This window comes from Nocardia sp. PLKS1-43 (genome assembly GCF_059510335.1).
This window is the reverse complement of sequence record NZ_JCAJZQ010000013.1, coordinates 137,412-158,731: the sequence shown is the minus strand read 5'-3', so window position 1 is coordinate 158,731 and position 21,320 is coordinate 137,412. Positions and strand designations below refer to the sequence as shown.

17 protein-coding genes are annotated in these 21,320 nt (G+C 68.6%); 7 read left to right on the top strand and 10 right to left on the bottom strand.

Annotated elements, in window-relative coordinates:
* Positions 1-119: 119 nt before the first annotated feature.
* The 3 genes from AC5WS7_RS33225 to AC5WS7_RS33215 all read right to left on the bottom strand — a co-directional run bounded on the left by AC5WS7_RS33225 (position 120) and on the right by AC5WS7_RS33215 (position 1,923).
* On the bottom strand, positions 120-962 hold the full coding sequence (locus tag AC5WS7_RS33225; protein ID WP_495958570.1) for a DUF8020 domain-containing protein: 843 nt from the start codon (positions 960-962) through the stop codon (positions 120-122).
* A gap of 67 nt (positions 963-1,029) precedes the next feature.
* Positions 1,030-1,200 (bottom strand): hypothetical protein, encoded by a 171-nt coding sequence (locus AC5WS7_RS33220; RefSeq protein ID WP_495958569.1) that lies wholly within the window; start codon positions 1,198-1,200, stop codon positions 1,030-1,032.
* 18 nt (positions 1,201-1,218) lie between these two features.
* Positions 1,219-1,923 (bottom strand): VC0807 family protein, encoded by a 705-nt coding sequence (locus AC5WS7_RS33215; RefSeq protein ID WP_495958568.1) that lies wholly within the window; start codon positions 1,921-1,923, stop codon positions 1,219-1,221.
* A 299-nt stretch (positions 1,924-2,222) separates the two neighbouring features.
* Here AC5WS7_RS33215 and AC5WS7_RS33210 point away from each other — a divergent pair, with 299 nt between their 5' ends.
* From AC5WS7_RS33210 to AC5WS7_RS33195, 4 genes are all read left to right on the top strand, one after another.
* The gene (locus AC5WS7_RS33210) at positions 2,223-3,416 is read left to right on the top strand and encodes a sensor histidine kinase (protein ID WP_495958567.1); all 1,194 of its coding nucleotides are present in this window, start codon (positions 2,223-2,225) and stop codon (positions 3,414-3,416) included.
* 23 nt (positions 3,417-3,439) lie between these two features.
* On the top strand, positions 3,440-4,135 hold the full coding sequence (locus AC5WS7_RS33205; protein ID WP_495958566.1) for a response regulator: 696 nt from the start codon (positions 3,440-3,442) through the stop codon (positions 4,133-4,135).
* A 1-nt stretch (position 4,136) separates the two neighbouring features.
* Positions 4,137-4,478 carry a hypothetical protein gene (locus AC5WS7_RS33200; RefSeq protein WP_495958565.1) on the top strand — a complete coding sequence of 114 codons (342 nt, stop codon included), beginning with the start codon at positions 4,137-4,139 and terminating at the stop codon, positions 4,476-4,478.
* A 173-nt stretch (positions 4,479-4,651) separates the two neighbouring features.
* The gene (locus AC5WS7_RS33195) at positions 4,652-4,963 is read left to right on the top strand and encodes an excalibur calcium-binding domain-containing protein (protein ID WP_495958564.1); all 312 of its coding nucleotides are present in this window, start codon (positions 4,652-4,654) and stop codon (positions 4,961-4,963) included.
* A 96-nt stretch (positions 4,964-5,059) separates the two neighbouring features.
* On the opposite strand, the gene AC5WS7_RS33190 is transcribed toward AC5WS7_RS33195, so the two are convergent.
* Positions 5,060-5,284 (bottom strand): DUF3618 domain-containing protein, encoded by a 225-nt coding sequence (locus AC5WS7_RS33190; protein WP_040820017.1) that lies wholly within the window; start codon positions 5,282-5,284, stop codon positions 5,060-5,062.
* 134 nt (positions 5,285-5,418) lie between these two features.
* On the opposite strand from AC5WS7_RS33190, the gene bcp reads away from it, so the two are divergent.
* The gene (gene bcp, locus AC5WS7_RS33185; RefSeq protein WP_495958563.1) at positions 5,419-5,892 is read left to right on the top strand and encodes a thioredoxin-dependent thiol peroxidase; all 474 of its coding nucleotides are present in this window, start codon (positions 5,419-5,421) and stop codon (positions 5,890-5,892) included.
* A 181-nt stretch (positions 5,893-6,073) separates the two neighbouring features.
* On the opposite strand, the gene AC5WS7_RS33180 is transcribed toward bcp, so the two are convergent.
* Genes AC5WS7_RS33180 through AC5WS7_RS33170 form a run of 3 tightly spaced genes read right to left on the bottom strand, consistent with a single transcriptional unit; the run spans position 6,074 to position 7,744 of the window.
* Positions 6,074-6,913, bottom strand: a complete 840-nt coding sequence (locus tag AC5WS7_RS33180) for a helix-turn-helix domain-containing protein (RefSeq protein ID WP_495958562.1) — start codon at positions 6,911-6,913, stop codon at positions 6,074-6,076.
* Positions 6,910-7,431, bottom strand: coding sequence for a DUF6879 family protein (locus AC5WS7_RS33175; protein ID WP_495958561.1), 522 nt, complete (start codon positions 7,429-7,431; stop codon positions 6,910-6,912). Before AC5WS7_RS33175 ends, AC5WS7_RS33180 begins: the two co-directional genes overlap by 4 nt.
* On the bottom strand, positions 7,412-7,744 hold the full coding sequence (locus tag AC5WS7_RS33170) for a hypothetical protein (protein WP_495958560.1): 333 nt from the start codon (positions 7,742-7,744) through the stop codon (positions 7,412-7,414). Before AC5WS7_RS33170 ends, AC5WS7_RS33175 begins: the two co-directional genes overlap by 20 nt.
* 313 nt (positions 7,745-8,057) lie before the next feature.
* Between AC5WS7_RS33170 and AC5WS7_RS33165 the strand changes: the two genes are divergently transcribed.
* Entirely contained in the window at positions 8,058-8,258 is a 201-nt protein-coding gene (locus AC5WS7_RS33165; protein ID WP_495958559.1) for a hypothetical protein, read from the top strand.
* A 573-nt stretch (positions 8,259-8,831) separates the two neighbouring features.
* On the opposite strand, the gene AC5WS7_RS33160 is transcribed toward AC5WS7_RS33165, so the two are convergent.
* On the bottom strand, positions 8,832-10,151 hold the full coding sequence (locus AC5WS7_RS33160) for a DUF7159 family protein (RefSeq protein ID WP_495958558.1): 1,320 nt from the start codon (positions 10,149-10,151) through the stop codon (positions 8,832-8,834).
* Positions 10,152-10,472: 321 nt separating this feature from the next.
* Here AC5WS7_RS33160 and AC5WS7_RS33155 point away from each other — a divergent pair, with 321 nt between their 5' ends.
* Positions 10,473-11,105: a TetR/AcrR family transcriptional regulator gene (locus AC5WS7_RS33155; protein ID WP_495958645.1), complete on the top strand. Its 633-nt coding sequence runs from the start codon at positions 10,473-10,475 to the stop codon at positions 11,103-11,105.
* Positions 11,106-11,211: 106 nt separating this feature from the next.
* Here AC5WS7_RS33155 and acpS read toward each other — a convergent pair whose 3' ends face one another.
* A complete protein-coding gene (gene acpS / locus AC5WS7_RS33150; RefSeq protein WP_040820002.1) occupies positions 11,212-11,637 on the bottom strand; it encodes a holo-ACP synthase AcpS in 426 nt (141 codons plus the stop codon).
* Positions 11,638-11,830: 193 nt separating this feature from the next.
* Entirely contained in the window at positions 11,831-21,178 is a 9,348-nt protein-coding gene (locus tag AC5WS7_RS33145; protein ID WP_495958557.1) for a fatty acid synthase subunit beta domain-containing protein, read from the bottom strand.
* Positions 21,179-21,320 lie beyond the last annotated feature (142 nt).

Here is a 21,320-nt window from a genome sequence, read left to right as displayed (position 1 = left end):
CAGAGGTGGGTGCCGGCCTGCCGATACCGCGCATGAATTTCGCTGGGCGAGCGGCGTTTCGGAGACCGAAGGGCGGGCCTCGCGGAAGAGGAGACCCGCCCGTGACTTCGGTCCGCGGACTACTTCTTCGAGGCCGGCGGGGCGGCCGGGTTGGTGCAGTACGCGCCGGGCGTGGTGCACGGCTCGTTGATGGTGCTGAAGTACTGGTACGCCGACCACAGCATCATCGGGCCGCCGACCAGGATGGTGCCCAGCAGCGTGCCCACGGTGCCGACGGTCGCGACACCGGCGATGCAGCCGATGATCGCGCCGGGCAGCACACCCGCGAACAGAGTGGTGATCGCGGTGGACACCGAACCGACCACGCCGCCGGCGACACAGCCGACGGTGACGCCGATCAGCGCGCCGACCACGGCGCCGATCAGGCTCGAGATGGTGGCGCGGGAACCGAACGCCGACAACTCCTGCTGATCACGCGGGGTGAACGACTCGTCGATCTGCTTCGGACTCACCTGGGCGACCGGCTCGAGGCTCTGCAGTCGGCCCTGCGAGATCGGGTGCGCGACCGGAGTCCCGCCGGTGGTCTGCGGGGTCAGCCGCACCTGGTGCGCGGAGATGTCGGCCTTGATCGGGAACTGGGTGTCGTCCTTGCGGTACACCAGCGGAACCGAGTCGACAACGGCGCCCTTCGCATTCGACACGGCCAGGCTGTCGCCGACCTTCTCGAACGTCGCGTCCGCGGCCTGGACGACGGCCGCGCCACCGTCACGGGTCACCGTGTAGCGGATGCCGTTGATATCCGCGGTCTGCGTCGCCGGAACATTGCCGAACGACTTCGGCACAATCCGAATGGACGACGCGGGAGCCGGGGCCGCCGGTACGGCCGGGGCGGCATAGGCGGGCGCCGTGGCGATTCCGACGGCGCTCACCACCAACGCTGCACTCGCAGCAAATTTCCTCATCTGGTACGACCTCAAACCTTTCTTCGACCACGGTGGTCCTGCGCGTTCGGCGCAGGCCCACCGATCCTCACCGGTCAATCAGGCCGCACCAATATTTCGGAAAGGTGAAATTCAAATGGAAATCCGAGCCCTTCGGCATAAACTCACCAGGAAATCGGCAGCGAATTGCGATCATTGTATCGGCAATTTCTTTGATTGCAATTGCCGATACAATGTTGGAAACCCGCTGGATTGTCATGAAAGAAAGATCGGGACGCTACGCAGCGGCGATCCGCGCGTTGATGTCCATTCGCTTACGGACGTGCATCGAATAGCCGAAGGCCAGGCCCAGCGCGGTCCATTCGACCGGATTCCCCAGCCCGACCACCGTCGAGGTCGGCAGCGTGGCGATCATCGTGAACCGCACCAGCGCGGCCGCCGCGAACGCGCCGCCCCAGACCAGGGTCGAGTGCAGAAAGATCCGCCGGACCTCGGCGTCCTGGCGCCACAGCGTATTCCAGGCCCGAATCTGATCCGCGCCGGACGCGCGCAGGCGCTGGACGATGCCGAACATCGCCGGACGCCCGAACACGCAACTGCCGAACAACACGAGGCTGATCACCGTTTCGGTGATGGGATCCTTGGCCAGGATCATCCGGTCACTGCCGCTCACCAGCGCCAGCGCCAGTCCCAGACCGTTGATCGCCAGGACGAATCCGGCCAGTCCGTCGAAGCGGCCGCGCGCCACCGCCGGCACCGCCACCCACAGCGCCGACAGGACCGTGGAGCACAGCAGCGCGACGAAACTGCTGTGGCCGAGCCCGGTGAGCAGATAGTACGAGCCCATCGGAATCACCACCGGGCACAGATTCGCCGAGATCCGCCGGAGCCGCCCGGCGCGGTCCGCCCCGAATGCGGAATCGGTTGCGGCGGTGGGGCTCTCGCCGGATGCGTGATCGCCGGTGGTTACGGGCTGGGTCATCGGAATCTCCCTGCTGATCGCCGAACTGGTATGTGGACAAAGCTATTTCGCGGCGGGCCCGCACCGCGTGGACCGAGGGATGGAATCGGCCGTCTCCACCCCGGGGTGTAGTGCGGCCATCTCCACCCGGCGGACTCCACCGGCGGCAGGTTCTCGCGCGGCGCGGCACTGCCTAGGGTCGACACATCCGCCCGGTTCAGCGGTGCCCGCCGCACCGGCGGCGTATGACACGCCGCCGCCGCGCTGCGCCGCCGGTGATCGGCGACAATGCTGGGCGGTACCGATTCGTGAGGAGAGTGATGGGGCCCGGACTCCTGCGTGCCGCGCGACGGTTACTCGGCACCGATCCGGAGAACAGCCCGCTGTTCCGGATCGTCGGCGGGCTGCTGTTGGCGGCCAATCTGCTGTGGAATCACCGCGGCCCGGTACCCGTCTGGCTGTGGATCGTCTTCGGCGGCGCATACGCGGTCTTCCTGATCTACGAGGTCTGCGGTGACAGCCGCCCGCGTCTGGTGGTGCCCGCGCTGATCGGCTGCATGCTGCTCTCGGCGGTCGCCACCGGACCGTGGCCCGACTCGAACTCGGTGAGCGCCCCGGTGATCCAGCTGTGGGTGACGGTCGGCGTGTTCGCACGGCAGATCGCCGTGAGCACCCGCGAGATCCTGGCCGCCGTGGCCGCCGCGGCCGTGGTGCTGGTCATCAGCGATCTGCTCGCCGGAGAGCTCACCGCCCACGTGCTGACTCCCGTGGCGATACTCGTGATAGTCCTGTTGATGGGCCTGTATCGCCGCCAGTACCGGCTGCAGATCCACCAGACCGAAATGCTGCTCGAACAGACCCGCCGCGCCCAGCAGGAACACGCCCGCGCCGCCGCGCTGGACGAACGCGCCCGCATCGCCCGGGAGATGCACGACGTGCTGGCGCACTCCCTCGGTGCGCTGACCGTGCAACTGGAGGTCGCCGAGGGCCTGCTCAGCGAGAAGGGCGATGTCACCGGGGCATTGGCGCATCTGCGTAGATCCCACCGCCTCGCCCGGGACGGGCTCACCGAGGCGCGTGGCGCGGTCGCCGCGCTGCGCGAGGACGTACCCCCACTGCCCGAGGCGGTGCGCGGACTCGTCGAGGGCTATCGCCGGGACCGGCGGATGAGCGTGGACTGGCTGGTCGACGGCGAGCCACGGGTGGTGCAATCGGCCGCGGTGGTGTCGCTGCTGCGCACCGCTCGCGAGGCACTCACCAATGCCGCCAAGCACGCACCCGGCGCGGCGGTGACCGTCGCGCTGAGCTTCGCTCCGCAACGAGTGCGGCTGTCGGTGCGCAATCCGATTGTCGCGGATGCCGAACCGGCCGAGCCATCGCGGGCGCGCGACGAGGACGGCGGGTACGGTCTGACCGGAATGCGCGAGCGCATCGCGTTGGTCGGCGGCACCCTGTCCGCCGGCCCGGGACGCGACGGCCGCGACTGGGTGGTTACGGCGGAGGTACCCGGCTGACCGGGCGGTGCGAAAGGGAGAGCATGAGCGATGAACCCGGCACCCGGATCCGGGTGCTGGTGGCCGACGATCAGCAGGTGATGCGCGAGGGTCTGGTCGCCCTGCTCGGACTCGTCGACGGGGTGCGCGTGGTCGGCTCGGCCGGCGACGGCGAGGAGGCGGTGCGGGCGGTGGGCGAGTTGTCCCCCGACGTCGTGCTGATGGATCTGCGCATGCCCGTACTCGACGGTGCGGCCGCCACCGCCCGGATCATCGCCGAACATCCCGGCACCGCGGTCATCGTGCTCACCACCTACGCCGACGACGAATCCATCTTCGGCGCGTTGCGGGCGGGTGCGCGCGGCTATCTCACCAAGGATGCGGGCCGGGCCGAGATCGCCGCCGCCATCACCGCCGCGGCCGCCGGGCAGTCCACCTTCGACGCCACCGTCTCCCAGCGCCTGGTCGCCGCGCTGTCCGACACCACCGCCGGGCAATCCCGGCCCGCACGCGAAAACACCACGGCCGCAACGTCGAAGCCGGACGGATTGACCGCGCGGGAGGCGGAGGTGGTCGGCCTGATCGGGCAGGGCCTGAACAATGCCGAGATCGCCCGATCGCTCTACATCTCCGAGACGACCGTCAAAACGCATATCAACAACGCCTTCGCCAAGATCGGCGCGCGCAACCGCGCCGACGCCGTCCGCTACGCCTACCGCCACGGCCTGGCACACCCCTGACATGGCCGACTACGCGCACTCCGACTTCGCCGCCAAGGGCCGCGCCGAGAAGGCACGCCGCCTGGCTGCCTACATCTGGCAGCGCGACATCACCGGGTCCGAACTGCTGGCGCTGCCCCCGGCAACCCGCCGCAAACTCGCCCGCGCCGCGGACACCAATCCGCCGAGCACCGACGAAACCTGGTCCCTGACAGCACGGTTACTCGACGAGAAGGATTCCTGGGCTCAGCGCCACCCGAATCACCCTGCGGCGCAACGCAGCTACTCCGATGAGAAGATCCTGTGGGTGAAACCGCCGGTCAAGCCGTGGCACGCGCCGCCGCCCGAGCCGCCCGGCGGCTGATTCCGGCGCGTGGGCACCCTGTGAACCGGCTGGGAGATCCGGGCGCACTCGGGACACCAGGTTGACAACGGCCCACGCCGACAGAACAGTAGACTCGCAAGCCCGGCCCGAGCACTACGGGGAGTGCCGGTCGGGTCCCGCCCCAATCATCCGTAGCTACTATCGAGGAACACATGAACGTTCGCAGGCTCATCGTGACCGTGGGCACGGGCTTGGCGCTCGCCGCCCCGCTGGCCCCCTCCGCATCTGCCGGAAGCCCCAACATCCCGTCGGGCTCGGCGGGCACCGGGTCTTCGAGCATCGACGACCTGATCGGCTCCACCGGATCCGCGGGCTTGACCCAGACCGGCTCCGCGGGCGGCCCGGTGTACAAGAACTGCGCCGAGGTCCGCAAGGCGGGCAAGGCGCCGCTGTTCCGCGGCGAACCGGGCTACGCCCCGTACCTGGACCCGGACGGCACCGGAATGGCCTGCCCCACGCAGTAATCCGACCCCGGATACACGACACCCGGTGTGGCGCAATGCCACACCGGGTGTTCGTCGTTCGGGCCCGATTCGCCTGGGCGGCGCAGATCGTCGGCCTCAGCGCCGGAAGATCTTCACCAGCGTCACCGCGACGACCACCGCGCCCGCACCGATGAGGCCGTATTTCACCTTGGGCTCGTTCAACTTCGCGAGCACCGCGTGCTTGGTCTTGTCGGCGATCCGCTGCGGGTCGGCCCGAACCGCGAGTTCATCGAGTGTGTTCGCGAGCCGGTTGCGCGCGGCTTCGATCTCCCGCTCGATGCTCTCGGTATCCTTCGCCACGTTATATCTCCTGTGATTCGTCCGGTGGGCGTGCGTCGCTGCCGTGGAGTCTATCCGCCGACACTCCGAGCGCCGAAGTATCCGTCACCGCCTGCGGTCCCGAGCGGTGTACGAGTGAGCTACCGTGCTGTGGCATGACCGAGAATTCCCGGCTCGCTCCGGGCGACATCGCGCCCGGCTTCACCCTCCCGGACGCCGACGGTAAGCCGGTGTCCCTGGCCGACTATCGCGGCCGCAAGGTGATCGTCTACTTCTACCCGGCGGCCAGCACCCCGGGGTGCACGAAGCAGGCCTGCGACTTCCGCGACAATTTGGCCGAACTCGGCGGCGCGGGCATCGACGTGGTGGGCATCTCGCCGGACAAACCGGCCAAGCTCGCCAAATTCCGCGACAACGAGAAACTCACCTTCCCACTGCTGTCCGATCCGGACCGTGAGGTGCTCAGCGCATGGGGCGCCTTCGGCGAGAAGACCATGTACGGCAAGAAGATCACCGGCGTGATCCGCTCCACCTTCCTGGTCGACGAGGACGGCAAGATAGAACTGGCGCAGTACAACGTGCGAGCCACCGGACACGTCGCCAAGCTGCGGCGCGATCTGTCGGTATAGCGCGCTGCTCGAAGCGGTGTGGTCCGGACCCGGAAACGGCCGGGCCACACCGTTGTTCGCGGATGTGTCGTAGACGAAACGTCAACGCGGCGCCCGCCGGAGGTGTCTCAGAACTGCGACATGAGACCGGCGCGTCAGCCTGCCGTCCAACCCGTTTTCCGAGCCTACGCAGACTCGACGGTCATTCCTGCCGCCGAGAGTCGATAGCCCTTCGAATCAACTTCCGGGCAGCATCCCCGGTGACCGACTGCCCAGCCAGCACATCGAACGCCCGGCCGTACTGGTTTATCTCTCTCGGCTGTGTAATCGTCAGCTCGGCCGTCACGGTCTCGACCATCACGCGCGTGTCGTCGAAAATAGCGAAGTTCGTCATAGATACCCGATACGGTGCCCCGGCCGGAACAATCCCCACCGTCACCCTCGGCATGCCTTGGACAGCCAACAGTCGGTCCAATTGGCCGATCATTATCTGATCGGTGCCGACCGTGGTCAGTAACGCCTGTTCAGCGATGACGAAATGAAACCGGTGTTCCCTCCGGTACAGAATCTGTTGCCGTTCCATCCGTTTGGTCACGCCTTCGTCCACATCGTTCGGAACCTGCTGGAACTCGACAACGCTGCGCAACACGCTCCCGGCGTATTCTGCGGTCTGGAGTAGACCCGGAATCAGAAACGGGTGGTACACCCGCATGATCTCCGTCTCGGCTTCGAGCTTGATAGAAGCTTGCTGCCTCCGCTTGGTCCCGGTTCCGAGAACCCGTCTCCATTCGAGCCAGGCTGCCTCGATATTCCGAAGGGTGGCAACAAGATCGGGCAGCTGGATTTCCGCACCCGTATGGACACACCAGACGTGTATATCGGCATCGGTCGGCTTGGTCTTGCCGTACTCGATTTTCGACACCTTGGTTTGATGCCAGCCCGCGCGGCGGGCAAGCTCGGTACCGGAGAGCCCGGCGTCGAGACGAAGCTCTCGGAGACGAGCTCCGAGAGCTTCTTTGGCTTGTTCCAGTGAACCAGTCACGGCTCATTGTATTCGGCCAACGGGGTAGCCATGGACCACACCCGCTCCTTGACCGTGCGGATGTAATCGACTATCCACGGATCCGTCGTCATACTGCCGCCGAGCCACTTACCGTTGTCGCCTGGTTCGAAAACGTTGAACGCCACGGTCGAGTCATCGAATATCCACCAGTCGTCCGCGGTCAGTTCACCGGCATTCATCCGGTGGCGCGGCAGGTACCGGACATCTTCACCCGCCTCCACATTGAGGCGGGCAACGTGTTTCGCATACCTGGTGTAATCGTTGTGCGGTTCCGTGACGACTCGGGCACGGTTGACTGCTACACCCCGGCTCACCGTATCTGCAACGAGATCGAGCCAAGGCCGGAACCACGCGTAGTCTTCGGGTTCGTTGTTCAGGAACCGAACAAGAGGCGGATACCCGGTCGGGTAGTAGTCGTCTCTGACCTCGAGGTGAAACGCCTCCCGTTTTGCCTCTCGGAATAATTCGTTGAACGCCTCACCCTGCACTAGCAGCATTGCCGTAGAAACTCCTTTTCAGCTTCGGCACCTCGATCGCCGCCTCGTCCTCGGCTAAATCGAGTTGTGCGAGTGTTTCGGTATCGTTGATCGGTCGGCCGGTGAGCCGGAACGTTCCCCGGCCGGTGTCGGTCAACGTGGCACCGATGAACGTATTCGGTTCAGCAAACCCGAGCAGCAGGTGTGGGATCTCGAAAACCTCTGGCGTGTCGGTCCTCCACGCCTGGACGGCATATGTACCACTGTCGGTGGCGTACAGACTCGGGCATCCCCCGCCTTCGCTGCCACCCTTGCCGAGAAACGTCAACAACATGGTTGATCCTCCATTCAGGCCATGCTGGTACATGCTTGATAATCTTCGATTATCCATCAGGCTTGCCCCCATCCGCTAGGTACTTATCGATTTGAGCATATTTGAGCATGACAATGGACGTGCTGGCGGCGAGTTCGTAGCTTCGGTGGTGGCCCCCGTGGCATGACGCGGGTGCGGCGGCTCCGCCGGAGCCGATCAGCTCCGCGGATGGCGTCGCGCCGTACCGGCTACGGGGTGCCTACCCAAATCAGCGGACAAAACGTCCACATGGCTGTTCTCGCTTGCGGCGCCACGACTCACGACGGGGATTGCGATGAGCACGGAAGAAGACCAACCGTGCAGGGGCACAAGGCTTTATGTGTTTCCCGGCGGTGTGTTCGAGATAGCGGAGAGCCCCGACGACGTGCCGGGCACCGGGATTTACCTGGAATTCCACCAACCCCGACAGTCCGATGACGACGGTCCGGCGTTCGATCTTCTGGACAGCGATTCGCAAGGGCCCGGTGTGGCATGACCGGCCTGGTCGTCGCGTTCGCCGTGCCGTTGGTGGCATTCTTCGCCCTGCTGCTCTGGCCACGAAAACGGTGACGGGAGCCCGCGACGATGCTCGACCAACGTAGTGAACCGGGAACGTGCATGACTCCGGAGCCGCGGCACAGCCGTTGCCGGTTGAGGTGATCACCCGGTTCCGTGACGCGCTCCAACAGGTAACCGCTATACGAAATGCCCTGGGGGACAAGTGAATATGTGATTAGGTGCAGTGCTGGCGACTGTCCTCGTCGGCGTAAGCCCAGCACTCACGGTAGGCACCGGTACGGCTCACGCGGCTCGCGACCGGACGTCTCACGAGATCACAGCCGTTACGTTCCCGAAGTTGAACGGATACGCCGAGTACACGCCCGAGAAGTGAGACAGCCCAGCCGGTTACTGCGGACAACAGCGCCGGCGGGTATTGCTTCCGAGGATGCGGCGCGGAGCCTGGCTCCAGATCGAAGCGGTGCGGCCCGGACGCCGGAAACATCCGGGCCGCACCGTTGTTCGCGGATGCGTCGTCCACGAGGCATCCACGTATTTCACGGCCGCGGACTCACATGCGCTGCGCCGGAGCAGGGCTCGGGGGCGGGGCGGAGTGCGGCGTCGGGTGTGGCATCAGTTGGGCGGCCCAGGCCAGCATCAGGCGCCAGTGGTTGTTCCACCACGAGGCGAATTCCGCTGAGGTGAGCGGAGGCGGCGGCGCCTCGCCCGGGAACAACAGTTGCTGATTGGGTCCGACCACCGGTGAATTCGGCTCGGGCAGCGGGGGGAACTCGGTCGAGGGACCGGCGTCGGCCGGACCCGGGGTCACCTTCATCAGCTCGGGTGACGGCTGCTGCTGGTCCGTCCGGTGGCCCCCGGATGGACCCCACAGCATTCGCGCCGGATCGATCGGAGTTCCGCCGGGCGCATCGGCGCTCGGTACGGAGTGGCCCGAAAGCGGCTGCGGGCGCGGCGATTTCGCGGGAGCGGCGGGAGCGGGCCCCGCGGCGGGCTGCGGCGGCGGAACCGCGCGATGCGGCTGCTGGGTCGCGTTCGAGGCATCGGCCAGCTCGGGAGCGGCACTCGTGCGCGAATCCGAGGTCACCTCGTACACACCGCCCGCGATCAACCCACCGGCGACCACGCTGGCCGTGGTGACCAGCAGCGCGGCGCCGCGGGTCACCCGCGGGCGGCGGACCACCACCTCGGGTTCGGGCTGCACGGCCAGCGCGGCCCCCACCGCCGCGGCGGCCGATCCCCTCCGGCTGGAAACGACCGGCACCCCGAATCCCCTGGCCAAGCTGCCCTGCACCACCGAGGTACGCGCGCCCGAACCGATCGGCACCACCGCATCGGGCCGCACCCCCGCCGCATCGAACTGATCCCACGCAGCGGTCACCGCCGGGCGCAGGGACTCCTCGCTCAGCGCGGATCCCGAGGCCGCGATCGAAGCCACCACCCGGTCCCGGCCCGGCGATATCAGCGAGAAGCACTGGTATCCCCGGATCACCTCGCAGATCAGCAGATGGTCGAATTCGTCGGTCCAGGGCATCGCCCGCGCCAGGGCCAGATGGGCGGATTTGGCCGAGACCATGGACGCGCTGTGCCACGGACCGGCGGCCAGGCCCGTCACGATCGCGCGCCGCTCGGCCGAATCACGATAGGTGACCGCCGCCCCCGCGACCCGCTGATCGGCGTCGGTCTCCTCGGCCAAGGCCTCGAGCGCGGCCTCGACCGCCCGGGCCAGATCGCTCCGGCCGTCGCCGATGGTGAAGGTGCGCTGGATCAGCAGCCGATCGGACAACGCGCCGTCCCCATCGGCCAGGGCTACCGCGTGGACCGCGCCGCGCTCGGTGCAAACACCGAAGGTGACCACAGATCGTGCTACCACAGATCATGCCTTTCGACGTGCCGGTGAAGCCGGGTTCCTGCGATACGCGCTCTGCCCACCGCGCGCCGAGGTGCGGGACGCGAACGCGGGATGCAGAGCGGAGGAGTCGCGAGATGCACGCGTACTCGGTATGTCTTCGTCACGACATCCGGCCCGGATGGGTCGTGAGCCGCAACGAAACCGGAATCCAATGGCGCAGCCGCGTGTCATCCGCGTGTCGCTACCGCTAGCCTGGTGGACGTGGTGGAAGCGCGCACGGCAACGAGGTCCAACCGACGCCCGGACCCTGCGTTGGAGTTGCAGGACGATCCACAGGAACTCATGCCCCGGCGCCGCCCCACTCAGGAGCGCAGCAAACGCAAGTTCGACGCCCTGCTGCAATCGTCGCGGGAGCTGCTGGTAGAGGTCGGATTCGAATCGTTCACCTGTGAGGAAGTGGCCGCGCGCGCGGAGGTGCCGATCGGCACGCTGTATCAGTTCTTCGCCAACAAATACGTCATCGTGTGCGAGCTGAATCGACAGGACCTGGTCGCGGTGACCCGCGAGCTGTCCGATTTCAACGGCGAGATCCCCTCGATGGACTGGCTGCGGCACATGAACAAATTCGTGGACCACATGGCCGATCTGTGGATGACCGACCCGTCCCGGCGCGAGGTGTGGCTGGCCATGCAGTCCACCCCCTCCACCCGCGCCACGGGCACCATTCACGAGAAGGAGTTCGCGGAAGTCGTGCAGCAGATGCTGCGCCCGCTGATGCCGCGCACTCCCCGCGCCCGCCGCTCGATGATGGCGCAGGTACTCGTGCACGTGGTCTATTCGATGCTCAACTTCTCCGTGCAGGACGGCCTGCGGCACGAGGACGCCGTCGGCGAACTCAAGCGCCTGATGGTCGCCTATCTTCTGGTGGCGGAGAAGGAATCCCGCACCGGCGGGCAACGGCAAGCGGAGTCCTGAGACGCCGCCGGCCGCGACCGCTTCCGATGCGCGAGCCCGGCATGGCCGCGGCGCTGCGGATCACGACAGCGACCCGAAAGCGCCGGGCTGGGCTCCGGAGCCGAGGCTAGGAACGCTCGATGAGATCGGCCAGCTCGCCCGGATCCTCGAGCACCACCATCGCCGCGGCGGTGTCGCCGTCGTGGGTCAGTGACAGGTGCACCCGGACCCGGGGCAGGAATTCCGCTGCCAGGCCGTGCAATTTGATGCTGGGCCGGCCCCAGGCGTCGTTGACGACCTCGATCAGCGGATAGGGATTGTCGCCGATCTGCGGGCTGCGGGCGAAGCGAGAGGTGGCCCACGCCTTGAGCACCGCCTCCTTCGCGGCCCAGCGCGCGGCGTAACTGCGCGCGGGATCGGTGCCCTTGCTCTGGCAGTAGCGCCGCTCACCGGCGGTGAAACTCTCCCGGAGCATGGTGGTTCCGGCGCGCTCGAGTTGTTCGGCGAATTCGGAGATGGTGACCAGGTCCAAGCCGATACCCAGGATCGTCAAGGCGTACGAACTCCTCGTAGTAGTACGGGGTGAGATGCGGGCGACGTGATACCGATCGCGCTGCGAGCGTTTCCGCCGCGACCACCCGCCGACCTTACGGTATCGGCGCGCCGTCGCGGCGGAAACGAGTCGATATGCGTTGCGGCTCGGCGTCATCCGCCTCGTGAGACGGACGACGCCGAGCCGGTTGTCGCTATTGTGCGAGTGCGCCCGTGCCGCAACCGCCCTGGGCCAGGTACAGCCCGTCCGACCCCAGGCGCGCCTGTTCGGACAGCAGCACGTCGGCCTCGAGCTGACGGGACTGCTTGGCCGGTGTGCCGTCGCCGCCGAGCCGCCGGTCGGCCGGACGCTCGTACATCGGCGCACCGCCGCACATCGCCTCGGCGAACCGCTGACGTCCGTTCAGCCGACGCTGCTGCGCCCGCTGCTGGTAGTCCTCGCGACGCTCGGGGTCGATCGCCTCGAGGAAGGCCTGCGGATGCACGATCGCCAGCAGACCCGAGACGTGCCCGAAGCCCAGCGAGGTGACCAGACCGGCCTTGAGCGCGAACCGGTCTCCGAAGTGCAGCGGCTCCCGCGCCCACACCAGGTGCGGATACTCGCTCATCTTCTCGTCGACGCAGTCCAGGCTGCGGTTCGGCGGGACGACGCCCTGTTCGAGCACCTGGCACAGGCCGATCAGCTGGAACGCCGCCGCGCCGCCCTTGGCGTGACCGGTCAGCGACTTCTGCGACACCACGAACAGCGGTGCGCCCTCCGATCGTCCGATCGCCGTGGCCAGACGCTCGTGCAGTTCGGACTCGTTGGGATCGTTTGCGCCCGTGGAGGTGTCGTGCTTGGAGACCACCGCGACCTCGTCCGGGGTGACGCCCAGCTTGCGCAGCGCGGCCGCCAGCCGGGACTCCGGGCCGCCCCGCCCCGCGCCCAGCGCACCGAGTCCGGGCGCGGGAATCGAGGTGTGCACACCGTCGGCGAAGGACTGCGCGTAGGCGACCACACCGAGCACCGGCAGCCCGATCTCCAGCGCGACGTCACCGCGGGCCAGCAGAACCGTTCCGCCGCCCTGCGATTCGACGAATCCGCCACGGCGACGGTCGTTGGCGCGGGAGAAGTAGCGATCGCTGATTCCCTTGGCGCTCATGGCCGCCGAGTCCGCGGTGGCGGACATGTCACCGAAGCCGACGATGCCCTCGATACCGAGATCGTCGTAACCACCGGCGACCACCAGATCGGCCTTGCCCAGGCGGATCTTGTCCACGCCCTCCTCGACCGAGACCGCCGCGGTCGCACACGCCGCGACCGGGTGGATCATCCCGCCGTAACTGCCGACGTAGGACTGAACCACGTGCGCCAGAGCGACATTCGGCAGGGCTTCCTGCAGGATGTCGTTGGCCCGCGGCTCGCCGAGCAGGTTGTCGATGTACAGCGAGCGCATCGAGGACATCCCGCCCATACCGGTGCCCTGGGTGTTGGCCACCAGCGACGGGTGCACCCAGCTCATCAGCTCGGCCGGGCTGAAGCCCGAGGACAGGAACGCGTCCACCGTGCACACGATGTTCCACAGCGCGACCCGGTCGATCGAGGCGGCCATATCGGCGGAGATGCCCCACTTGGTGGGATCCCAGCCGGTCGGGATCTGCCCGCCGACCGTGCGCGAGAGCTTGGCCCGGCGCGGCACCCGAATCTCGGTGCCCGCCTGGCGGATCACCTGCCAGTCACCCGAATCCGCGACCGGCGTGATCACGGTGTGCTCCGGATCCGCGGCGTAGAACGCGCGCGCCTCGGCCTCGCCGTTGACCACGAAGGTCAGATCCTTGTCCAGGAACACCGAGGTCAGCAGCGGCGCGGTGTTCTCGGCCATGGCGCCGTCGTCGCCGTAGCGGCGGATGCCGCAGCGCTCGACCACGGTGTCGTGGTAGCGCTCGGCGATCTCCGATTCGTCCACGTACTCACCGGATTCGGTGTCGTACCAGCCCGGCTTCGGGTCGTTCTCCCAGGTGACCAGACCGGTGGTCCAGGCCAGCTCCAGCACGCCCGCCGCCGAGAGTTCCTCGGAGACCTCGAATTCGAAGCGGGTGCGCGCGGAACCGTACGGGCCCAGCTCGCCCGCACCGACGATAACGACCATATCGCTGAGATCCGCTGTGACCGAACCCCATTCGGGCGTCGGCAGCGCAGAGCTGAGCGTCGGCGGGCAGGGCAGCGCCGCGATCGTGGGAGCCGAATCCTGTTCCTGTGCGGCGGATTCGGCTTCGGCCTGCGCGCGCGCCTGCTTGGCCAGCTCGGGCAGATCCAGCTCGGCGCGGGCCAGACCGCCGGTCAGGTCGACCTGCTGCGGGCCGGATTCGCTGACCACGCGGGCCTGTCCGGTGCACCACCGCAACAGCTGCTCGGCCATCTCCTCGGTCGACCAGGTCTGCACACCGGCCTGTTCCACGGCCTCGACCAGCGGGTCGTTACCGCCCATCAGACCGGTGCCGCGCACCCAGCCGATCAGCGCGTGCACCAGGGTGACCCGCTGCGACCAGGACTTCTCCACACGCCACTTGGCGACCACCGCGTCCAGGGCGGCCTTGGCCTCGCCGTACGCGCCGTCCCCGCCGAACATGCCGCGGTTGGGCGAACCCGGAAGCACCACATGCAGTTTCGCGTCCACGTCGTGATCCGCGCCGATCGCGGACAGCCCGGCGATCAGCCGCTCCACCGACCACAGCAGCACCCGCATCTCCATCTCGGCGCGGGCGCCGGCGTCGGAGAGGTCACCGGCCACGCGTGGCGCGGCGAACGGCAGCAGCAGCGTCGGGGTCATCGCCGGTTTGACGAGAACCTTCGCGCCACCGGCATTGTCGATCTGCTCGTTGCCGACCCACTCGATCAGGGCGTCGACGTCGGCGTAGGCGGCCATATTCGCGGGCACCACCCACAGCGACGCGCCGTGCCGGGCGTTGTCGCGGTAGAGCTGCTTGTAGAAGCCCAGGCGAGCGTCGTCCAGCTTCGAGGTGGTCACGATGACGGTCGCGCCGCCGGCGAGCAGCCGCGCGGCCGTGGCCGCGGCGATGGAACCCTTACTGGCGCCGGTGATCACGGCGACCTCCGAGGACCACGCGCCCGGCTCTGCGGTGTTCAGCGCGGCCTCGGCGATGCGCTCGTACTGCGCGGCCAGCACCGAGCGGGCCTCGCCCATCGCGCGCTTGCGCCACCAGTTCGCTTGCGCGGCAACGGCTTCACCCGCGCCGACGAAGCCCGTGACATCGTCCTCGCCGGAGCCGCCCAGCCACAGCCGGGCCAGATCCTCACGAGCGGTCGCCCAGCGGTCGTCGATCAGTACCGCGCGGCGGCCGTCGAAGGCCGGGGCGACCAGCCGCGGCCAGTCCGAACCCAGTTCCGCGGCAACGAGATCCACCAGCGACTCATCCGACGCCTCGGGCGCGGAGACCCGATCGGTGAGGCCGAGCTGATCCAGCACCACCCGGGCCGCGGTCGCGAGCACGCCGTCGCGTCCGGTGATCTGCTCGGTGAACTCGCCCAGGGCGGCCGCGTCGACGGTCGCGCCGCCGCCACCACCGGCCGCGGGCAGCGAGACCGCCACACCGCGACGCGCGGCCACGGCCTGCACAGCCGCGTCGATCGCGGCGTCGACGGCGGCGCCGTCGCCCAGTGCGCCGGAGACCAGCCCGCCCAGGTCGCCACCGCGGATGGACGTGCCTTCGCGGGTGCCCAGGGACACCTCGGCGGTCACGTGGTGGGCCCAGCCGTCGCCGAGCTCCCAGACCTTCTTCACCCGTTCGGCGATCGCGGCGGGCCGCTTACCGGACGGCCCGAACACCTTGCGCAGGTGGTCGCCGATCGCGTCGGACAGCACCGAACCGAACGGCTTGTAGGTGCGGGCAAGGCGGTCCACCGTGGCCGACAACGCGCCCATATCGGCGTCCGCGGCGCCGTCGATCGCGCCGAGGGACAGTTCCGAACCCAGGTCGACCAGCAGCTGGTTGCGGCGCGAGGACACGCCGTCGCACAGGCCCTCGATGGTGTCCACCGGACCGATCTGATCCATCCGCAGCTTGGTCCACAGCGCGATGAGCACGCGGGTGGCGTCGGCGGCGGTGAAGGCGATGTCATCCGGACGCGGACCGCCGGACGAAGCTGCCGGGGCGGCCGCCGGAGCTGCGGGAGCCGCTGCGGCGGAAGCGGTTTCGGCCGGTGCCGCGACCTCTTCCGGCTCGTCGACCGGCGCCGGATCGGTGTCGGTGGAGTACACCACACCGGCCTCGCGCTCGATGTTGAGCACCTCGACCTTCGCGGTGCCGAACTGCGGCAGCTTCAGGGTGTTGGTCGCCAGGTTCGCCACGGTCGGCGTTGCGGCCAAACCGATTTCGACGAACCGCTCGACACCCAGGCCACCCTGGCCGGGATCGCCGAACAGCAGATCCTGGGTCTCGATCCAGCGCACCGGGCTGGCGAACTGCCAGGCCAGCAGCTCGACCAGCACGACCCGGCACAGCTCGGACGGCCGCGCGGACCAGCTCTCCCAGTCCGCCAGCACTGCCGCGAGCGGCTCGGACGGCACGTAATCGGCGATCTCGGCGATGAATTCGCGATCCAGCGAGAACGGCCGGGGCACCAGATTGGGGATGTAGCGCCCGATCAGCACCTCCGGATGCAGTTCCTGCGGCAGCAGCTCCTCGAGCTTGCCGCGGAACTCCGGAACGCCCTTGCGCAGCACGGTCGAGTGGAACGGCACGTCGATGCCGGGCACCAGGATGAACGCCCGCTTACCGCCGAATTCCGCACGGCGGCGCTCGATTTCGTCCTCGAGCCGCTCCAGCCCCTTGACCGTGCCCGCGATCGCGTACTGCGCGCCGCGCAGGTTCAGGTTGACGACCTCGAGGAATTCCCCGGCCTTCTCGCCGATCTCCGCGACCCAGTCGATCACCTCGGCGTCGGGCAGCCCGATCTGCGAGGGGCGGATGGCGGCCATCCGATAATCGCTGCGGCCCTGGGCATCCCGCGGCACCAGCTCGTGCATGGCCGAACCGCGCTGGAACACCACCTCGAGCACCGCCTCGAGCGGCAGGACGCCCGCGACGGCGGCCAGGGCGTTGTACTCGCCGACCGAATGCCCGGCCAGCATCGCACCCTCGACGAACGCGCCCGCCTCACGCAGCTCGGCCACCTGCGCCACCCCGAGGGTGGCCATCGCGACCTGGGTGAACTGCGTCAGATGCAGGACTCCCTGCGGGTGCCGGTACTCCACCCCGCGCGCCTTGAGGTAGGTGGGGTTGTCCCGCACCACGGCCAGGATCGAGAAGCCCAGCGCCTCGCGGGTGTGCTTGTCGGCGCGCTCCCAGATCTGCTTGGCCGCCTTGGAACGCGACCGGGCATCCAGGCCCATCCCCTTGGCCTGAATACCCTGTCCGGGGAAGGCGTAGACGGTCTTCGGCGCGGCCAGCCGGCCCGTGCCCGTCATCACCAGATCGCCGTCGATACGGCAGGACACCTCGACGATCTCGCTGCCCGCGTCCACCGCGACGCGCTCGACGCGCACGTCGATCTCCGCGCCCGGCCGCACCATGCCCAGGAATCGGGTGGTCCAGGCGGTGATGCTGCGCGGCGGCAGCGGGGAGGAGGGATCGATCGCCGACACCGCGTGCTGCGCGGCGGCCGAAAGCCACATGCCGTGCACGATCGGGCTGCCCAGACCGGCCAGCTTGGCGGCGTTGTCGGAGGTGTGGATGGGGTTGTGGTCGCCGGAGACCGCGGCGAAGGCGGCCATCGCGCGCGGAGCCAGGATCGTCACGTCGCGGCGACGGCGGCGCGGGGTGTCGGTCGCGTCGTCCGAGACCGTCCCTGCCGCACGCGGCGGATCGGTGAGCTCACCGCTGCCGTTGCGGCCGCGAATCGCGAAGCGCTCCACCAGCTTTGCCGCGACCGGGGTGTCCAGTCCGTGATCGCGCATCACGCCGACGGTGACACTCACCTCGACCACGCGGCCCAGGTCGGTGTCGAGCACCGCACCGGACTCCGCGCGCACGGCCAGCACGGCGTGCTCGTCCGGGAGTTCACCGATCAGTTCGATCCGGTGATCGAGATGCACCAGATCCAGCATGCCCTCGATCACGCTGCCGCCCTGTGCGGTGCGGGTCGCGCCCAGCACCGCGAAGACCGCGGGCCAGCAGGCGCCCACGAGCACGTCCGGCACGGTCCGGCCGATGGTGCTGAGCGTCGCGGGCAGACCCGAGCCGGTGACGCCGGCGTGGTCCGCGATCAGATCCGGCGACCAGGCCAGGTTGACGTGTGCGACATGCGTGCCGTCGGCCGACTTGACCTCCGGCAGCGCCTGTCCGGCGGCGACGGCCAGCAGCGCGGACATCGCGGCCTCGGCGTCGTCCTCGGACACGACCGGCGCACCGCCGTTGTAGGCCGAGGCGGGCACGGTCAGCCGAATCCGCACGCTCGCACCGGAATTCGCCGCGCTACCGGTCAGCCGGGCCAGCGGCACGCTCAGCTCGACGTACGCGTTGTCGGCGTCGGGCCCCTCGACCGCGGTCAGCGCCGCGCCGGTGGAGCGGTGGTACACGCCCTGCTCGTCGACGGTCCACTCACCCGGATCGCCGAGCCGGTGCACCGGGTTCGGGGTGGTGCGACCGGCCCACTGCACGTCGGGGGCCGCCAGGACCAGATCGATGACACCGGCGACGACCTCGGCGCGACGGCGACCGTCCACGGCCCGAGGTGTAATCCCTTCGCGCAGCAGGGAATACGCGGTGTCCTGTTCGAAACGGTCGAGCAGTTCGCCGACCGGCTCGTCCACCCGGGTGATGCCCGCGACCGCGACCGTGCCGGGGATGATGCACACCTGATCGGCCGAATACCGCGGATCGTGCGCCTGCCACAGCGAGTCCGAGCGCCACCAGCGGCGCACGTCGCCGTCCACGACGGGCACGAAGTTGACCGGCTTACCCGGGGTCTTGCACAGCGCGACGAAGAACGGCACGTCGGCGGGGTGCAGCACCGCCTCGGCGACAGCCGGGTACTGCTCCTTCAGCGTGCAGATCGCCTGCACCGGAGTCTCGAACGCGTCATCGCTCGCGAATAGCGTTGCGATCTCGCCGCGGTCGGCGGGATTGAGCCGGGATTCGGTGCGGCGCACCATCTCCGCGAACCGGTCCCGCCAGGTGATGTCCAGCCAGACCGAACTGGTCGCGTCGGTGATCGCCTCGCCCAGGTCCGTTCCGCAGTCGAAGTCCTTGCGCCGATCCAGGCCCACCGCCAGCTCGACGTAGCGCTCCAGCCATTCCAGATAGGTCATCGTGGCGACGTCGCCGAAGTACGGCTTGGCGGTGCCGTTCAGCGCGGCGATGATCTCCTCGCGGCGCTCGGCGACCGCGTCGGCGTCACCGGCGACCTCGTCCAGCAGACGGCCGGTGCGCGAGGCGGCGTTGTCGATCTCGTGGATGTCCGCACCCAATTGGCTACGGCCCGAGGCCATTCCGCCGGTCGCGGTGCCCGCGCCGACCCATTCCGGGGTGCCGGGGGTGTCCACCAGCAGCTGCTTGACCTCGGGTGCGGTGGTGGCCTCCAGGGTCGCCATGGCGGCGGTGCCGACCAGCACGCCGTCCAGCGGCATCTCCGGGTAACCGTGCGCCCGCGACCACTGACCGGTCAGGTATTCGGTGGCGCGCTCGGGGGTGCCGATCCCGCCGCCGACGCACACCACGACGTTGGCGCGGTTGCGCAGTTCGGCGTAGGTGTCCAGGAGCAGATCGTCCAGATCCTCCCAGGAGTGGTGGCCACCGGCGCGCCCGCCCTCGATGTGCATGATCACCGGGTAGTCCGGCACCGCGTCGGCGATCCGCAGCACGGCGCGGATCTGCGCGACGGTGCCCGGCTTGAACGCGACGTGGCTGATGCCGACCTCGGTGAGTTCCTCGATCAGCGCGACGGCCTCGTCGAGTTCCGGGATTCCGGCGGTGACGATGACGCCGTCGAACGGGGCGCCGGCCGCACGAGCCTTCTGCACCAGGCGTTTTCCGCCCAGTTGCAGTTTCCACAGGTACGGGTCCAGGAACAGCGAGTTGAACTGCACCGCACGTCCCGGGTGCAGCAGGGTCTTCAGTTCGGCGACGCGATCGGCGAAGATCTGCTCGGTCACCTGGCCGCCACCGGCGAGTTCGGCCCAGTGGCCCGCATTCGCCGCCGCCGCGACGATTTTCGCGTCGACCGTGGTCGGCGTCATGCCCGCCAGCAGAATCGGCGAGCGGCCGGTGAGCCGGGTGAACGAGGTTTCCACCACGACCCGCCCGTTGGGCAGCCGAATCGGCTTGGGCGCGAACGTCTTCCAGGCCGCGGCGACCGCGGGCGCCGCACCGGGGGTGAACAGTGCGCGCTGGCCGGGCCTGGTCGCCGCGGCGACGATGCCGACGCCGGTGCCCTTGAGCGATCCCTGGGTCAGACGGGTCAGCAGGTCACCCGGGCCCAGATCCAGAATCCACTGCGCGCCTTCGGAAACCGCGCTCTCGACGATGGACACCCAGTCCACCGGATCCACCAGGATCTGCCGCGCGAGTTCACCGGCCAGGTCGGCGTCGATACCGCACTGGGCAGCCCAGCCGGACACCAGCTCCACGGTCTCGGCCAGCGCCGGGTGGTGGAAGCCGATCTCGACCTCGACGTCCTCGAACACCGGGGCGAACACCGCACCGCCGCGCTTCTTGGCGTCGCGATCGCGGGTCTGCTCGTCGTTGATCTCCGCGCAACGCTGCCGCACCCGGTCCAACTGGGCGACAGTGCCGGACAGCACCACGCGGCGGCGACCGTTGCGAATCGACAGCACCGCGGCCACCGCCGGATCCACGCCCTCGGCCACCTCGGCGACGATCGCCTGCAGCTGTTCGGGATCGACGTTGGACACCGCGACCATCGGCGACTTCTCGCCCACCGGAATCAGGCCGCGACGGCGCGCCACGAGAGTCGCCGCCGCACCGATCAACTGGGCCATGGCGAGCAGTTCTGCATCACGCGCGCCGTGCTCCTGCGCGGCCTTCGCCGCGAGCAGGCCCTGCGAGTGGCCGACCACCGCGACCGGCGCGTGCCCGGCCGCATCCAGGCCCTGCAGCCGCAGCGCCCGCAGCGCGGCGACCTGACTCAGGAACACGCCCGGCATGGAGACCGCGGCCGAGCGCAGCAGTTGCGGCGAGGGCGCGCCGGAGGCCTGCTCGGAGTCCTCGTCGGCCAGCTCGTCCTCGAGCATCCAGGCCACCGGGTCGAATCCGACCGGCCGGACCACCAGCAGCTGGGAAGCCACCGGTTCCAGCAGCGCCGCCGACTCGTTCACCAGCGCGGTCAGCTCGGGCTCCAGGGCACTGTCACGCCCGATCTCCTCGAGCTCACCCAGCCACTGCGCACCCTGACCGCCGAAAGCCAGCGCATAGGCCTCCCCCGCCAGCAGTCGGTCCACAAGCGACGACTTGATACCCGTATCGGGAACCCCCCCGGAAACCTTGGCGGTAGATCCGGTCCCGGTGCTCTCGTTGATCGTCAAGACGTTCGACTTCCTACTCGTGGTGGCTCGCCCCGCACTCGGAGCCGCACCTGGTGTGCACACCGCACTCCTCGGCCCTGAGGACTGATCACTGGCGAGGATGGCACAAAATCATGAGGAAATCCTCACGTTTGCCCCGTAC

What these genes read in the sequence shown, in the direction of transcription:
- AC5WS7_RS33225 (WP_495958570.1), bottom strand. Translation starts at nt 962, where the DNA reads ATGAGGAAATTTGCTGCGAGTGCAGCGTTGGTGGTGAGCGCCGTCGGA.
- AC5WS7_RS33220 (WP_495958569.1), bottom strand. Translation starts at nt 1,200, where the DNA reads ATGACAATCCAGCGGGTTTCCAACATTGTATCGGCAATTGCAATCAAA.
- AC5WS7_RS33215 (WP_495958568.1), bottom strand. Translation starts at nt 1,923, where the DNA reads ATGACCCAGCCCGTAACCACCGGCGATCACGCATCCGGCGAGAGCCCC.
- AC5WS7_RS33210 (WP_495958567.1), top strand. Translation starts at nt 2,223, where the DNA reads ATGGGGCCCGGACTCCTGCGTGCCGCGCGACGGTTACTCGGCACCGAT.
- AC5WS7_RS33205 (WP_495958566.1), top strand. Translation starts at nt 3,440, where the DNA reads ATGAGCGATGAACCCGGCACCCGGATCCGGGTGCTGGTGGCCGACGAT.
- AC5WS7_RS33200 (WP_495958565.1), top strand. Translation starts at nt 4,137, where the DNA reads ATGGCCGACTACGCGCACTCCGACTTCGCCGCCAAGGGCCGCGCCGAG.
- AC5WS7_RS33195 (WP_495958564.1), top strand. Translation starts at nt 4,652, where the DNA reads ATGAACGTTCGCAGGCTCATCGTGACCGTGGGCACGGGCTTGGCGCTC.
- bcp (WP_495958563.1), top strand. Translation starts at nt 5,419, where the DNA reads ATGACCGAGAATTCCCGGCTCGCTCCGGGCGACATCGCGCCCGGCTTC.
- AC5WS7_RS33175 (WP_495958561.1), bottom strand. Translation starts at nt 7,431, where the DNA reads ATGCTGCTAGTGCAGGGTGAGGCGTTCAACGAATTATTCCGAGAGGCA.
- AC5WS7_RS33170 (WP_495958560.1), bottom strand. Translation starts at nt 7,744, where the DNA reads ATGTTGTTGACGTTTCTCGGCAAGGGTGGCAGCGAAGGCGGGGGATGC.
- AC5WS7_RS33165 (WP_495958559.1), top strand. Translation starts at nt 8,058, where the DNA reads ATGAGCACGGAAGAAGACCAACCGTGCAGGGGCACAAGGCTTTATGTG.
- AC5WS7_RS33155 (WP_495958645.1), top strand. Translation starts at nt 10,473, where the DNA reads ATGCCCCGGCGCCGCCCCACTCAGGAGCGCAGCAAACGCAAGTTCGAC.